The following is a 14543-nucleotide window of genomic DNA, read 5'->3' as shown; positions in this document are numbered from 1 at the left end:
TTTATTGCTCGGCCGGGTCGGTTCTGGGATTCAGACTATCTGCATGTAGAGTAGTTTCGCGCACTCCAACAGGGGCGGATGTTCTGCAGCCGTGGTCTTGTCGGGGTGTTCCGCGCCCGAGTGGCGGAATTGGCAGACGCGCCGCACTCAAAATGCGGTATCGAAAGGTGTGTGGGTTCGAGTCCCACCTCGGGCACAGTGTTTCCGCAGGTCAGAGCGGTTTTAGGCTTCTGAGTGTGCACAAAATCTCGTTTTCTGTGCACACGAAGCCTAAAATTTTGTGCATGGCCAGCATTTGGGAGCGCAAAAAATCGGACGGATCGTCGTCGTTCACGGTCCGTTGGCGCAATCCCGAGACGCGCAAGCAAGAAAACATCACCCTCGCGACGGCGGCTGAAGCCGAGACCCTGAAGCGTCTTCTCGACGCCAACAATCAGTCCTTCGAAATCGCCCAGCATGCGATGGTCAAGAACCAGACCAAGGCGCCCACTGTTGCGGCCGTGGTCCAGGAACACATCGATCTCTTGGTGCGGCCCTCCGTTGGCACCGTGCACACGTACCAGACGATGCTGAAGCTCCACATCGCCGACGTGATCGGGCACATTCCGGTCGACAAGCTGGACTACCGGCACATCACCTACTGGATCAAGACGATGCAGAAGAAGGGCCGCTCGCCCAAGACCATCAAGAACAACCACGGGTTGATCTTTGCCGCCATGGAAACGGCCGTGATGTTGCGGTACCGGAAGGACAATCCGTGCCGGGGTGTTCAGCTCCCGTCCGGCGAGAAGGCTGAGGACGAGGCCCGCTTCCTGACTCACGCTGAATTCGGCTTGATCCTTGAATGCATGGGGGAGCGATACAAGGCATTCACCGAGTTCCTGGTCATGACTGGAACCCGCTTTGGTGAGGCCACCGCTGTGACGGTCGCAGACGTGGATCTGATGTCCAAGCCGGCCACCATCCGGATTAACAAAGCATGGAAGCGCGGCGCGGATTCCGAGTACTACGTCGGCGCCACGAAGACCGGTGCCGGCAAACGGACTGTCTCGCTGAATCCGCAGCTTGTGGAGCTCCTGATTCCTTTGGTGGCCAGCCGGCCTGGCTCGGACCTCTTGTTCACGACTCCGAAGGGTGAGCGGATCGTCCACAAGCTGTATTGGCACCATTACTGGGTGCCGGCCGTGGAAGCAGCGCAGGCTCGAGGCCTCAAGAAGTCTCCTCGTATCCACGATCTGCGCCATACTCACGCGTCATGGCTAATCCAGGATGGTGTCTCCTTGTTCACGGTTTCCCGGAGGCTGGGGCATGCTTCCACGCGGACGACGGAGCAGGTCTACGGTCACCTGATGCCGCAGGCTCTGCAGGACGCTGCGGACGCCGTCGAGCGGTCTGCGGTGGCTTGGAGAGGCTGATAGGCCAGAAACGGGGGTGAACCAGCGCAGATGACTACGGCTAGGTGAATATGTCAGTCTGATCGGAGCCGACCATGGAACGGTGCCCACCTGAGCGTCATGGTGGGCTCCAGTGAAGTTGACACAATCACGCCGGTAGGACGCTTATTTCTGGCCCCGCTTCCTGACTCGCTCGTGGTTATGACGGTTATAAGTGGCCCCACCTGAGGCTTGTTCCATCCGATTGGAACGAGCCCTTTGTTAGAGGTCCGGGTCGGTGCACGGGTGGAGTTGTTCGCGAGGATCCGTAGGGATGCCAGGATTGAGGGTTTGTCGATCCGTGAACTCACACGCCGCCATAGCTTCCATCGACGGATCGTGCGACAGGCCCTTGAATCAGCTGAGCCGCCGGAGGGAAACCCCGCCGCGGGGTACCGCATCGCCTGGAACCGTTCAAGGCCGCGACTGATCAGATGCTGATCGAGGACACGACGGCACCGCGGAAACAGCGCCACACCGCCGGGAGGATCCTGACGCCCCTGCTCTATGCGTTTGCCCAAGCCCAGCAGCATATCTGTTTCCAGGCCGTTCATGCAGTGCCATCGAGCGCGCGGGCGGTATTCAACCGTGCCGCATCGATTGGGTTGATGATTGCTGCAGTGACATTCTTGAACAGCTCCGGAGCCGGTTCATAGCCCTTGAACCCACTGGTTTTGGGCTGATGCCACTGGCTATGCGGCTGGGGTACCAGGTGCGGGTTTTCACGGCGTTGGTCCCACGCGGACCTGGCGGCAAGGGTGGTCCCGATAGTGGCCGCATTTAGCGACTTCAACAGGCCCTTCATGGTTGTCAGCTCGTCCTCAAGAAGGTAGATGCTCTCTACGTTGGGCTTGTCACCTTGAAAGCCTTGGATGGTTGTTTTGTCAGGTTCGCGCTCCAGCAGAATGACGCGCGGTCCTGGCTCTACAGGGACAAAGGCAGAAATTTGCAGGCGGGGACCCCGGTGGGCGAGTTGATTGCGCTTATGGTCGAGCCAGACATACCAACCCTCGGGCCCGGCATCCATCACTGATGTTCTGAAGGAACGAATGAGCCCCAATTGAAAAGCCTGTGCTTCCGCATGTGGGTGCAGGGTATTCCGGATCCTCTGAGCGGACGGGTATTCGGGCGCTTTTGAGAAGGGTGTGAACTTCGCAAGGTCTGCTTTGACGAGTGGAAGCTTCAATGCAGCGATGCCGATTACCGTGCCTGCCAGAGTGTCCAGGACGGAGCACCCAAGATTGAGGAACGAGTAAACGCACGATTGCAGGTGCAGTCGGGAAGCTTCGTCTGCCGGTTTATCGGTCCCTCGTGCGAGAAAATCCCCGCGGTTATTCTTCATGCGGGTGCGCATCTTGGAATCGGCGCTCTCGCGTTCTTGTGCGTAATCATGAAGGGTGAAATCTGCCATGCCCAAGGCGCGACCGACTCCCCGGATCGCGTCAATGAGATAGTCCGACAGCCCCGCCATGGTCTCAGCTTGAAGCCCGTAGCCAGACCACCAGCCGATCCCGCCGGCGGATTCATCCAGGTCACTGACGACGCTTTTAGAGAGCGCTTCGACCTCACCAATCGCCTTCCGGGTTAAGTCATCAAATACCACGCCCTAAGTATGGGCGTCCGTTGACTCGCATCCAAGGGACGTGAGTTGGGCCGCTATCGGTCGTTTCGTCATTTAGGTTGCCGTCAGAATTCTGGAATGGCGTTGTAGAGGGCGTGCATCATGAGGCCTGGGGGCAGCGTTTGGTAGCGCAGGGCGAGCCATGTGAACGCGGCACCACCGGCCACCAGAAGGTCTGCCAACTGTCGGTCGGTCGACTGCTGCCGGGTGGAAACGCGCATCGCCGATCAGTTTCGTCCGTGGCCCTGTCTAGAAAGTCGAGAAGGCATTTGCTGGGCGCAGGCTTAGCGGCGAGGCCGTCTAAGCCGTCACGCGGGGCTCGTCAGCTGTCCAGCATGCCCCAATCCCAGCCGAGTACCCAGCGAAGGGCAGCCACCCGACCCGACAAGTAGCCCCAGTGCCAGTCGTCCTCTACGTTTTCGTCGAGCACCTCGCGACCGTACTGCTCCTCCATCTGGCGTTTGGATCTCAGAACAGCCGAAATGGTCTCCTGCGACCAGCCTTGAAGGCTCATGTTCTCGTCAAGCGGCTTCCGCCCATACCAAAGCTGATCAACTAGAGCAGCCTCCGCTGCGAGGATCTCAGAGATGCGTCTAAGAGTTGCCGTGGCGACGTCGTGCTTGAATGCAACATCGAGATGTTGCTCAACCATGCTGCGGAGCTGTGGCTTTTCCCAGACTCGGATGCGAAAGGCAGGCCTATTCTCTCGCATATAGGTTGCCAACCAGTCTTTCGCACCGTTTGTCAAGTAGCCAGACGCGATGAAGAGAACGACCGCCGGACGCTCCGCCTGGGCCCAGGCAAGGGTGCCCTGCAGCGCATCCGGCGGGACACCACGCTTGTAGTGCTTGCAGTCTACGAACCACGTCTCTGTGTACTTGTGCCCGTCCACGTCATAATGTTCACGCAGGCCAACAATGTCGCGCCCGCTGTCCGACGGTGAGGAGGGAAGCGGAGTCCCTTTTCGCCAGTCGACGTTGATGAAACCGACGGCCGACATTAGATCGAAACAGAACTCTTCGAAGTCTGTCGGTGTCAGCGGCTCGAAATCCAGCGACCCGAGGGCTACGTCGTCCGTCGAGATCACAATGTCGTTGGGTGGATTGCCGATCTCAATTTCGTGTTCTGTCCCGGTTGCAGGGCTTGGCCCACTTGCGTGGTCCTTGTCGGCCGGCTCGCCCGAGTCAGCCGAATCGTCCTTACCCGTTACGGGCTCAGACGTGGAGTTGTTTTCATTGCTCTGGTCAATGGGCATCCTCCTATATTGCTTGACCGCATCGACAAGATACAGGACCAGGAATGACGGTGGCCTGAAATGAAATGGACGGGCTGCATGCGCGGCGCCGTAATCGGTTGATTCTGTCGCAGCGGCCGACGTCATCGTCACCCGGCTGCTGCGACTTCGGCGGTAAATGGCGGCTTTTTCGCACGCTGTTTGTCGCTTGGAGAAGCCCGCAAGGGGATCCCTTACCGGGCGGATGTCAGGTGGGCTCTGTCCGTTTTGCGACTCGAATGGCTACTCCAAAGCCGATCCGGTTAGGTACCTCGGGGACGTTTGGCATAAGGCTGGATGCCCCAGGGCGGTAGTACGACCCATTCCGGTTCGGGTACGGGATTGGTTGACTCGGGCCACTCGCCGGACGTGACGAATAGGAAAATGCGCATGGTCTCCTGGTAGAGCCATGGCTGGAGCCGGCCCAGGAGCGCCATACGACCTTCGAAATGGACCAATGGCCATGCGTCGACGTCCCACAGTGCAGGCTCCGCGACGCAGCCCACAGGGCCGTCATATGTGACCCGCATCCAAGGGTTCTCCCACGCCTCCGGGTACTCCTCGCCCCCTGGCCATGGCTGCAGCCTCTCCGGCGACCATCCGGCCGGGAGCGCGATCACATCGACCTTGGTCCGGTGTTTGTCCATGATGTCCAGGCCGTGGATAAGAGTCAGTAAGTGCGTTTTCGGATTGGCTGAGTGCCAGGGCTGCACCTGCTCGAGGCGCTCCAGAATCCTCTCCGGTATCGACCCGAGATGCTTGATCTTGTCCCTCCACTCGCCCGGTTTCTCGGCGATTGGGAAATAGATCTGTGTGGGCTTCTCGGGTTCTTGGTCGGTCAGATGGCAAAGTTCGAAGGCGAGCCTGTCGAGCGAGGAACGCAAGCTGTGCACTCCGTCGCCAAAACTGTTGCTCCAGCGGGAAAGCGGAAGTCGAGGCTCCCGCGGTATGAAGATCTCCAATTCCCGGGGGTCCGATGCGTTGCGCCTTGTCGGTGCGAGCAGGACATTTTTCCTGTTCCATTCGTCGATCTCGCGCTCGAGGGACTGGAAAAGATCGGCTGCGTGCAACAACCTCTCTAATGCTGCGCTCTCGTACTCGACCCGGGATACTGCATCCACGTGCCCATTCTAAGGGGCGTTAATCGTGTATTTGGCGTCCGCTGTTCGGCCACGTCTCTAGACCGAAGGCTTGGCTGGGATGGACAGTCCGGTGTCCGGTCCAGGACTTCGTGGGCGGCCTGGGCCTGGGCCAGGGCCTCGCCCATTACGTCGTAACGAAGCGCATCCACCACCGTGGCGTCCAGGTCTTCGTAATCGGTCTTTACAGGCAGAGTACGCGAAACCTTTGGTTTTCCACGCAGGCTTACATGCGGTACCGCCCGGCATCCGGAACGGCCCCGAGCGCCGGCCGGCTCGTCGCTCTCGTGGGCCGAACGGGTGGTCGCAGAAGCACCGCCGAAGTCCGGGCCAGTCGACGAGGCGTCCGTAAGCCGGTCGATCAACGGGACACGTGCCGTTGAAAGATGCCGGATCTGATCCCTGTGTTTCCACGACCAGCCGATTCCCATAAGAACCGCCCGCGAAAATGCCCGGTGAGGTGACCGTATGCGGAACAAGGATCTGAGTCCCGGGTGCCGGTGCTTTTCGTAGTGGGTGCAGATCAGCGGGGCGTGGTTGGGCGGATCGCGTTGGAGCCGCGGAATCGTGGTAGCCAGTCGGCATCCATCCGGTGCGGCAGCGGGTCCCGCTCGGGGACCAGCCTTCGGTGACGTCATCTCTGCTCCTTCAAAAAGATGTCCGGTTAGCGTGAGTGGGCGATCCGGGACGGAAGGGTGAGGCGATGGCGGCAGGTTTCGAGCCGCCGGATGAAGGAGCGAGTTGTCTCGTCCTGGTAGGGGCGCACCGGTATCGGCAGTGCCCGGAAGCAGTCTCACTCACTCGCTCATTTCAACAAAGGCAACAGTCAGGGTTCTGCCTAGCCTGAGAAGGGTTTCTAGGAGTATTTCTGCTTTGTCCGAGCACGGGTCCCGATCATACGAACAGTGGATGCTGCAGGACCATTGGACCGGACCTCCCGCAGCTGTGCGATCTCCTTCAAATGGCCTGACGTGAAGATGATCTTTCCCTTGCCCCAGACGGCGTGCGGGAATTCGCCCTTCGCGGCACCTTCGCGGAGCCATGCTTCAGTGCACTTCAGAACTGAGGCGGCCTCAGCCGGTTCGAAGAATTCGAGTTTCATTTGCTGCTCCGCCCTTTGGTGCGAGTCTTTCCCAACTCATGGAGTCAGCGATGTGCGGCAGCATGACGGTGCTTGGAAGCCAGAGGCAAATGCTTCGACGTGAAGATGAACATCATGTGGCGAAGCCACGAAATGACCGAATGAGCCTTTTACGAGGCCGGCGTCTTGTAGGATGCCTAGCTGCCTCCGAACGCTCGATGGAGAGGCTCCCACCCCGTCGCCGATTTCGCCACAAGTGGACGGGCCGCTCCTGAGCAGGAAACGAATGATCTGGCTTCGCGTTCGGTTCATCAAGATGTTCGACATGGAGACCGCAATCCGAGAAGTGCTGTATGTCCGTCTGGCTGTAGACGGGTCTACAGCAGCAGGTTACGCCTCCCAGCGTCATGTTGAAAGACCCTGGTCCTACCGATGGAACCCCAATTGAGTAGCCAGGCGGAGAGGCTCTGCTCGGCGTGACTTTTGAGGAGGTCGACGTGCAAGAGCATCCACAGATCAAGATGTTTTCCGAGGCTGCAGTGGCGCTCCGTTCCGAGCGGTATTGGCAGTATCGCTCGAAGGGAGAACAGGTCGAGTTCCTTCGTGCCCTCGGTGAATTGTTGACCGAGGTTTGCTACCACCTGGACCATAACGACGTGCTGCCATTCGAACTATTGAGAGCGTGCCAGGACTTTGCAGCGCCCGTGCTTCGGCATCTGCCAATCCAACCTTCGGCCGAAGTCATTTTGATGTCATGCCTGGACCGCCGAATTGAGCAGTTGATTGCCGAGCAGAATGAGTCGGGGAATACTTGGGCCTAAAGGCGCCGCCGTGACTAACCGGATGACCGCGCGTCCAATGGGTGATCGAGGGGTGAGCGATGCGGGATGAGGCTTCAAGCCCAGGCAACCCTTTGTCGCCGCAAGCCCAACTCGCTCGTCGTTTGAACCTGCTGCTCGACGTCGTCGTGGCCGAGCGTGGCAAGCCGGTGACCTTTCGCGAAGTACAGGGAGAGCTTGCCTCCAGAGGCATCAATTTGTCTCGTGCCCGCTGGTTCTATATGAAAGAGGGGACCGGGCGCCTGGTCAGCGACCCGGAGCTCTTGGAAGGTCTCTGCGACATATTTGGGGTCGATCCCGAATACCTGGCCGGCGGTGACGCCGCTCTACCTGAACGCATCGACTCGCAACTGGAGTTTGTGAAGTCCCTTCGGGCCGCGCGGGTGAAGTCGTTCGCGGCCAGAACCCTCGGCGACGTTTCCCCAGAGACGCTGAGGGTCATTTCCGAGTTCCTCAACAGGGATATCGGTCGTTACCCTAGCGCCGAGCAGGCTGCTGCTAGCCCTCCAGAAGATACCGAAGATGAGCATCCAGCAACTCCTTGATTCGGAGGCTGTTGGCTGAATATCGGGGGGAACGGCCATGCCTTCGGCCTGGTTCCAGGTCAACCACGATTGCGCCAGCCTCCTCCAGGGCCAGCAAGTGCTTGGCAACGCTGGGTTCACCCGCGCTGACAGCCGCCACAATGTCGCCGCGCGTTGCAGGGCCGTGCGCTGAGAGGTAGCGAAGAATCTCGTTTCTCGATCGGTTGCCAAACGTCGCAACGGCAGCCTCGACGTCCGCGGACCATGCATGGTCTTGGGGCTGCGTGATCCTTGGCATGGCACCATTCTTACCGAACAAACGCTGAAAAGTAAGACTGACAGTCTTGACGATACTTTAAGTATCTTTGAAAATATCTTGTATAGCTTTCCTTCGTCGTGGTCGACCCGGAACGCGGCCGCCACTCAAAGGCGCCAGCCGTGCTGGCGCCAGAAGTATCGGATCTGTCAGTCGAAGTGGTAAACACCATGGGTATCGAAGCCAAGGGCAAATCAACCCAAGAGAATGAACCAGTCCCAAGCACCGTCGATCTTGCCTTACGTGGGGCGCCGTCGGCGCTTGAGGCCGCGGTCCCGGTGGACCAGATCATGGTCGCCGTCGACGGTGTGCGGCGGTATGTCATGTCGCATCTCTCACGCATAGGACGAGCATGCGACGTCGATGACGTCATGCAGGACATCCGGGTCGCGGTTTGGGACGGACTAACTCGCGGGCACTATCGCCAGCTCCCGGGTATTCCGTTCGGTGCCTGGGTGCAAGGAGTGTGCGCGAACGTGTGTGCTTCCCACGTTCGCCGGGAATTGAGCCACCAGGCTCTTCCGCTTCTCGCGGAGCCGAGCGAGAACAATGGACCCGCAGCGATCGATGCCCAGGCCGTTCTCGGCATCGTTGAGAACGGGGATCAAAGTGCCGACAGGATCATCGACCAGCAATGGGCCCGAACGATCATTGAACTGACCAAGACAAATGTGCCAAGGGAGGTTTGGCGTCTTGCTCTCGATAGCCTCACAGGCCCACGCCGGTACGGTCCGCCGTCGTCGCAGGATCGCCGTCGCTGGCATGCGGTCACAGTCGTACGCCAGACGGCACGGACAGTTCAGAACGCATTGGATGTTGACCGGTCGACAGTCCACGACGTCGATGATGTGAGCCGCCGCGCGCCCGGGTGTCTGCCGACGGCGGTACTCCGCAGGATCGCCGAAACCATTGTTCGGCCCGGGCTTCGAGGCCCGGAGCGAAACAGGGCCATTGAAGTTTTGGCTATCGAACTTGGCGTTTCCGAGCGCTACATCGCTGTGCAGATCGGCTTTGCACGCCGGTTGTATCAGGCTGCGTGGAGGATCCTCCAGGCAGCCCTGCAGGCGGCTCGCTGAGTCATGTTGTGGGCCCGCCGTCTTGCGATGGGCGGGTGAGGAGGCGGAATGCTGAATTCGCGAAGAGGTGGGCTCTCGAGATCGAGCGGTCGCTGGGTGTGGTTGGCGGTGGTCACAGTCCTAAGCGCGGCGGTTGTGCTGTTTGCCCTTTCACGCCCAACGCCGGGACCGGCCAGGGAATCGCTGCCGGTCAGCCCGACGGCGGAGCCGACTTTCAGGAGTTCGGCGGAAACATCCCCATCGCCTATGACGGAACCAACGACGGCGGCGACCGTTCAGGCGCCGGCCGGCGCACCTTCCACCACGGACTTCCGCAAACTCGCTACCGCGGCAGCAACCTTGATTTACAGCTGGGACACTCGGTCAGCGTCGTACTCTGACGTCTACTCGCGCCTTCGCAGCTGGTGGCACGTTTTGCCGGATGGTTCCAATCCGCTAGCCGTTTTGGTGCAGGAGTTTGAAGCCACAGGCATCAACGCTGGAAGCTACACATCGCTCGCGGGACAGCAGGCTTTTCGCTCGGCCACGGTTCAATCCTTGAAGTGCGATGGCGAACTGGCTAAAGTGCGGGAGCGGCCGGCGCCATGGGTGGGCCTGCATGTGTGCACTGTCTCAGTCCGGGTTGTCGATCAGGCAGCGGCTTCCCGCAACACGTACACCGCGCCTGTCAGCGTGATGATGAATTGTCCGCCAGCGCCCACGGCCCCAGCCGACAGATGCGTCATGGTCGGCTTCTATGCCACGCCGGACAGGATTGTCTACTGATGGCGGTTCAAGCGTTGGTTGTCGGGCTGGTCAGGCGCCGGGCTCTTGTTCGGGCTTGCGCGGCAGCTGTCACGGCTGCGACGTTTGTGGGCGCCTTTGCGTTCTGCGCTGGTGTTGCCCTGCTCGGAGCCAATGCTGCGAACCCTTCGGAGGTTTGTTCGCTGGATTTGGGAGGCACGCGGACCGCGCCTGAACCCGAAGCCCTGGCCGTGCGTACTCGTAAGGAGACGTTGGCAACCTTCACAGCGCGGCAGATGGCTATTGCGAGGGACTACGTGTCGATCGGCCGACAACTGGGCGTGCCGCGGGAGGGGCAGATCATCGCGATCATGATGGCGCTGCAGGAATCCAGCCTTCGCGTCTTGGCGAATGTGAATGTGCCCGCTTCGCTCAGGTACCCGCACGACGGCGTGGGCAGCGACCATGACTCCCTTGGTACGGCCCAACAACGTCCGGCGGCAGGGTGGGGGACCGTGGCACAGCTGATGAATCCCGCATACAACGTAAAGGCCTTCTATGGCGGGCCGGCCGGTCCAAACCATGGCAGCCCGCCGGGTCTGTTGGATATTCAGGGCTGGCAAACAATGAGCAAGGGCCAAGCGGCGCAGGCCGTCCAGGTGTCGGCGTTTCCTGAGCTATACGAGCGCTGGGAGCCTCAAGCTACCGCGATTGTCGAGGCGCTAGATGGTGGCGTGGCGCTGCCCGAGTGTCTTGTCGCCAAGGGCGTTCTTGCCCGGACGCCCGATGTGGCGGATCTCGCTCAGATCCGTAAAGACGTCCTGCGGTTTGCCCAAGAGGGCGTGGGCGGAACGTATATCTGGGGTGGTACCGCGTACAAGGCATGGGATTGCTCGGGCTACGTTCAGTGGATCTACCGGCAGGTCGGGATCAACCTGCCACGGACTGAGCAATGGGCTGTTGGAGCGAGAACCGAAAAACCGCAGCCGGGGGACCTGGTTGTTCAGAATGCCGACGGACCGAATCACTGGGGGCATGTCGGCCTCTACGCCGGCAACGGCATGATGTACAGCGCCCTCAACCCTGCGGTGGGGACCCTGCTGCACCCGACCGTGTGGAATTCAGACACGAAGTATTTCGATGTTTTGAACTTGAACGGGCATCGTTTTTCCAATAACGACGGCAGCGCCGGACACAAGAGATAATCTGTCCGTACCCGGAGGGGCGACCCGTCTCCTCGAGCACCTAGGAGCCGATTGTGGAAAACAAGGTTGAGCTGATCAGCGATGCCGATGGCTTGGCTGTCGTCGGAGACATGAAGACTGTTGAACGTTTCCTTGACTCGCTGGGACTACTTTCGCTGTCGACTGACCTCGGATTGAACCGGCTGGGATCGGTGCTAAATGCTGGGGCGGTAGTCGCTGAGACGGCCTCCAAGATTGCCGCAAATTCGGGCCGGTACTTGAAGCTCACCCCGGAGTCGGCAGAACTTGTCAAAGAGTTGGGACTGATGGCGACCAACACGCCAGGAATCAGCTACGCGATGCTCGGAGATCCGGGCAAGATCGGCGGGTGGCTCAAGATCGACAATGGAGCGGGAGCGTTTGTAACTAACCCCGCGGTACTTACTGGCATTGCAGGAATCATGAGCCAAGTTGCGGCGCAGCAGACCATGGCCGAGATCACCGATTACTTGGCCGCAATCGTCGAGCAAGTTGACGATGTACTTCGCAAGCAGGATGACGCTGAGGTGGCGAAATTGGTTGGCGTCGGCCACGCGATTGATCGGGCGATGACCATCCGCGAGGAGACCGTCGAGGTCAACGAGACTCTTTGGTCTACGGTGGCTCAGTCGCATCAGACGATCGGGGCCGCTCAGAACTATGCGCTCGATCAACTCGATGCAATCGCGAGGAAGCTTGAGAGCACAAGTGTCGGTGGCCTCGCAAAGGCAGCCAAGCGCGCAGAATCCGAGGTTCCGAGGTGGCTTGCCGTTCTGGCTCGCTGCTTCCAACTGCAGGATGCAATCGATGTCATTGAACTTGACCGGACAATGGTCGGGACCCCGGAAAAGGTACCTGCGTATAAGCGTGGGATGAAGCGCGCCAAAGAGAACCGAAGAGAAATTATCTCCGGACACACTCGGAATTTGCTTGATCGTATGGACGAGGCAGTTGGTACGGCAAATGCAAGAATAGTTTGGAATCGAGCCAAGTCTCTGGAAGTAGTGGAATCGTCCAACCACCTCGGGGCCGGCATCCATGACTTTCACGGGCTCCTTAGAATCGAGTCCGAGCCCCGGTCGTGGCAGGCCAGGCAGCTCGGGTCCGCCGAGAACTTTGGATCCCACGTGATCCAGAAGTCGAGGGAAGCCGCACCCGTCGTTGGAATAGGTTTGGGGTTGGCTGGATTGATCGGCGTCGCCGGAAAGGTGTTTCAGAATGAGGGAACGGCAGAAGAAAGCTGAGTGAACGAGAAGCATCGTCCGACGGGCCATCAGGTGCTGGCTGTGGCGCGCTATCTGAGCCAGAGACGTAGCATCGTGGCTTTAAGGGCGCACTGGTGGTTCACAGAGGGGAGTCCGGTTCGTGAAAACCACAGACCAGAACCTAGAGCGCCACGTAAGGATACTCATAGGCAGCTGGTTCAGTCTGGAGGGAGCTCGGCCGGCTGATGATGACGCCGAGGATGGAGACATCAATGTGCTTCTCAACTGCATTGGATTCGTCCACGCCGCCGCGGAGTGCTCACTTACCTTCCTCGACGCTGACAAGGACAACCGTACGCCCCGCGGAATCCTGGCCAGATCCATATTTGAGCTCGGAATCACCTGTGTTTGGCTATCGCTGCAAGGACCCGAAGGCCTCGCCGCGCTTGAATACGAGCAGAAGCGTCAACAAAGAGCCCTGGCTAAGACGCTGCTGGCCGGACCGTTGAAGGAAAAGGTCAAAGAATCAGCTGAAGCTCGCCTTGGGGGAGTGCTCGGGCCGGCACCGAAACTTGCGAATCAGGCTAGGAATTTCGAAGATCGCGTGGCATCGCTGGAAGCAGGAGCGACGGACTTGTATGCCCTTTATAGACTTTACAGCGACTATGCCCATGCCTCACTGAGGCTCGCGAACAGCTATGTCGTGGACGATGGAGACGGTAATCTATCCATCAACGTTCCAAGTCCTCACAACGCCGTCAATGATCACCTTGGAACAGCGATCGCTCCGTTGGTTTGGGCTGTTAACGCCACGGACAAACTTCGCCACGGGAGGCCGCTCCAGCCGAAGCTGGAAACGCTGAAGATGCTCATGGAGACCGGAATCGACTTCACATTGAAGGGCGAACTTACGTCAACCTAGGTTGTCGCAAGAACAGTTGATAGCTCGAATTCACGTCTGTCAGGAATCATTGGAGAAGTCTTCGCCGCCATGCTCCACAGCCCAAGCTCGGGCCTGATTTGCCATAAAAGCTCGGGCGGCAACGAGCTGAGGCAGCTTTGTTGGCGAGTCCCGCAGGTTGATCGGTGGATCCCAATGCTCTAGCACAAGCCGCTCTATGTCTCGTAGCTTCAGTCGAAGGTCGGGAGGCTTCGGCCAACATGCGAGCGTTAGATGACGCTGCATCCAGTCAGTCAGCCGACGGTCGGCATCCTGCTCAAGTCCAAAGTTGTGGAAGTATCCAGGATCTGCTTTGTTCCGAGGTACTCCCCGGAGGCCGAGACGATCATGGAGAAGCGCAGCCAAAGATCGCCGCAAGGTGGAAGACCCTGTTCTTGGTGCATGGTCCGGATCAACAGCGAAATGAGTTTTGAGATCGCGGGTTATCAAACTGTCCTCAGCTTTTCCGACGTACAACGGCACGTCGGTGGGACGCCGCTCCAGCCCCAATGCTGCCCACACGTCTTCCCCACCATGAACTGCGTACAGGCCCGGGTTGTTCGGGATGGCGGTTGTTGCCGCTGAGATGGAGTAACGGTTGCCGGACAGCGATTGGACTACTGCAACTAACAAGCTGTCCTCAAATTCACTCATGACCGCACGATACGCCCGAAGAAGCTATCCCGCGACGGGTGTGGCGACCCTTGCGCTGTGCTGCCATTTTTCACTTTGGCAGACGCCCACTTACCAACCGAATATGATCCCAATCGTGGTGTGCCTGGTCACGTCGTCCCACCCTGTTCCTTCCATGAAGTCGTGAACCCCTCACTGCTAATGGAAGACGACGGACGGAGCACGCGAATGTTGCTGGCAGCTGTGGATCCTGGAATCACCCCAAATGCGGACTTCCCATTCCTTGAGTCGTTGAAACAGATCGGCGGAGGCATCCTTGTCGGCGCCTTCGTTGTAATCGCGATCGTGGCGATCATCGGTGCGGCGATGCTCTTGACCGGCAAGCTCAGCCAGTCATCGCGGCTTGCTTCGGGTGGCGGCATGATCCTGCTCTGGACTGGGCCCGTCGCTGCCATCCTGGGCGGCATCAACGGCTACATCCTGTGGTCCCAGACCGCCTTCCCGCTCGGCTTCTAGG

Annotated in this window: 16 protein-coding genes, 1 tRNA gene and 1 pseudogene; 10 read left to right on the top strand and 8 right to left on the bottom strand. The window is 59.5% G+C overall.

Annotated features, from left to right (window positions below):
- Positions 1-114: 114 nt before the first annotated feature.
- The 3 genes and pseudogenes from D3654_RS07110 to D3654_RS20770 all read left to right on the top strand — a co-directional run.
- Positions 115-196: transfer RNA gene (locus D3654_RS07110), tRNA-Leu, on the top strand.
- Between the two features lie 88 nt (positions 197-284).
- Positions 285-1415 (top strand): tyrosine-type recombinase/integrase, encoded by a 1131-nt coding sequence (locus tag D3654_RS07105; protein WP_120520815.1) that lies wholly within the window; start codon positions 285-287, stop codon positions 1413-1415.
- Between the two features lie 237 nt (positions 1416-1652).
- Positions 1653-1936: pseudogene (locus D3654_RS20770) on the top strand (IS21 family transposase); the annotation flags it as partial.
- A gap of 47 nt (positions 1937-1983) precedes the next feature.
- Here the strand turns inward: D3654_RS20770 and D3654_RS20435 are convergent.
- The 6 genes from D3654_RS20435 to D3654_RS21015 form a co-directional block, all read right to left on the bottom strand.
- Positions 1984-3036 (bottom strand): hypothetical protein, encoded by a 1053-nt coding sequence (locus D3654_RS20435; protein WP_162943671.1) that lies wholly within the window; start codon positions 3034-3036, stop codon positions 1984-1986.
- Positions 3037-3119: 83 nt separating this feature from the next.
- Positions 3120-3275, bottom strand: coding sequence for a CPBP family intramembrane glutamic endopeptidase (locus D3654_RS20430; protein WP_162943670.1), 156 nt, complete (start codon positions 3273-3275; stop codon positions 3120-3122).
- Positions 3276-3376: 101 nt separating this feature from the next.
- Positions 3377-4309: a restriction endonuclease gene (locus D3654_RS07095; RefSeq protein WP_162943669.1), complete on the bottom strand. Its 933-nt coding sequence runs from the start codon at positions 4307-4309 to the stop codon at positions 3377-3379.
- A 281-nt stretch (positions 4310-4590) separates the two neighbouring features.
- Complete coding sequence (locus D3654_RS07090; RefSeq protein ID WP_120520812.1) at positions 4591-5448, bottom strand: hypothetical protein; 858 nt, start codon at positions 5446-5448, stop codon at positions 4591-4593.
- An 874-nt stretch (positions 5449-6322) separates the two neighbouring features.
- Entirely contained in the window at positions 6323-6568 is a 246-nt protein-coding gene (locus D3654_RS07085; protein ID WP_120520811.1) for a hypothetical protein, read from the bottom strand.
- Positions 6569-6604: 36 nt separating this feature from the next.
- Positions 6605-6859: a winged helix-turn-helix domain-containing protein gene (locus D3654_RS21015; protein ID WP_425359398.1), complete on the bottom strand. Its 255-nt coding sequence runs from the start codon at positions 6857-6859 to the stop codon at positions 6605-6607.
- A 164-nt stretch (positions 6860-7023) separates the two neighbouring features.
- On the opposite strand from D3654_RS21015, the gene D3654_RS07075 reads away from it, so the two are divergent.
- Complete coding sequence (locus D3654_RS07075) at positions 7024-7368, top strand: hypothetical protein (RefSeq protein ID WP_120520809.1); 345 nt, start codon at positions 7024-7026, stop codon at positions 7366-7368.
- 122 nt (positions 7369-7490) lie between these two features.
- Positions 7491-7931, top strand: a complete 441-nt coding sequence (locus D3654_RS07070) for a hypothetical protein (RefSeq protein ID WP_245413130.1) — start codon at positions 7491-7493, stop codon at positions 7929-7931.
- Here D3654_RS07070 and D3654_RS21010 read toward each other — a convergent pair.
- The gene (locus D3654_RS21010) at positions 7885-8208 is read right to left on the bottom strand and encodes an ArsR/SmtB family transcription factor (protein ID WP_120520808.1); all 324 of its coding nucleotides are present in this window, start codon (positions 8206-8208) and stop codon (positions 7885-7887) included. The genes D3654_RS07070 and D3654_RS21010 overlap by 47 nt on opposite strands.
- 98 nt (positions 8209-8306) lie before the next feature.
- On the opposite strand from D3654_RS21010, the gene D3654_RS07060 reads away from it, so the two are divergent.
- From D3654_RS07060 to D3654_RS20425, 4 genes are all read left to right on the top strand, one after another.
- Positions 8307-9302 carry an RNA polymerase sigma factor gene (locus D3654_RS07060; protein ID WP_162943668.1) on the top strand — a complete coding sequence of 332 codons (996 nt, stop codon included), beginning with the start codon at positions 8307-8309 and terminating at the stop codon, positions 9300-9302.
- 995 nt (positions 9303-10297) lie between these two features.
- Complete coding sequence (locus D3654_RS20765) at positions 10298-11230, top strand: C40 family peptidase (RefSeq protein WP_162943667.1); 933 nt, start codon at positions 10298-10300, stop codon at positions 11228-11230.
- A 53-nt stretch (positions 11231-11283) separates the two neighbouring features.
- Positions 11284-12492, top strand: coding sequence for a hypothetical protein (locus D3654_RS07045; protein WP_120520804.1), 1209 nt, complete (start codon positions 11284-11286; stop codon positions 12490-12492).
- A gap of 121 nt (positions 12493-12613) precedes the next feature.
- Positions 12614-13375 carry a DUF5677 domain-containing protein gene (locus D3654_RS20425; RefSeq protein WP_162943666.1) on the top strand — a complete coding sequence of 254 codons (762 nt, stop codon included), beginning with the start codon at positions 12614-12616 and terminating at the stop codon, positions 13373-13375.
- Between the two features lie 39 nt (positions 13376-13414).
- On the opposite strand, the gene D3654_RS20420 is transcribed toward D3654_RS20425, so the two are convergent.
- The gene (locus tag D3654_RS20420; RefSeq protein ID WP_162943665.1) at positions 13415-14047 is read right to left on the bottom strand and encodes a GIY-YIG nuclease family protein; all 633 of its coding nucleotides are present in this window, start codon (positions 14045-14047) and stop codon (positions 13415-13417) included.
- A 207-nt stretch (positions 14048-14254) separates the two neighbouring features.
- Here D3654_RS20420 and D3654_RS07040 point away from each other — a divergent pair, with 207 nt between their 5' ends.
- Entirely contained in the window at positions 14255-14542 is a 288-nt protein-coding gene (locus tag D3654_RS07040) for a hypothetical protein (protein WP_115787455.1), read from the top strand.
- Position 14543: the final 1 nt, after the last annotated feature.

The sequence above is a fragment of the Arthrobacter celericrescens genome (assembly GCF_003614925.1).
In the GTDB taxonomy this organism is placed as follows: domain Bacteria; phylum Actinomycetota; class Actinomycetes; order Actinomycetales; family Micrococcaceae; genus Arthrobacter; species Arthrobacter celericrescens.
Note: the sequence above shows the minus strand (reverse complement) of the source record. Positions and strands in the feature narration are given on the sequence as shown.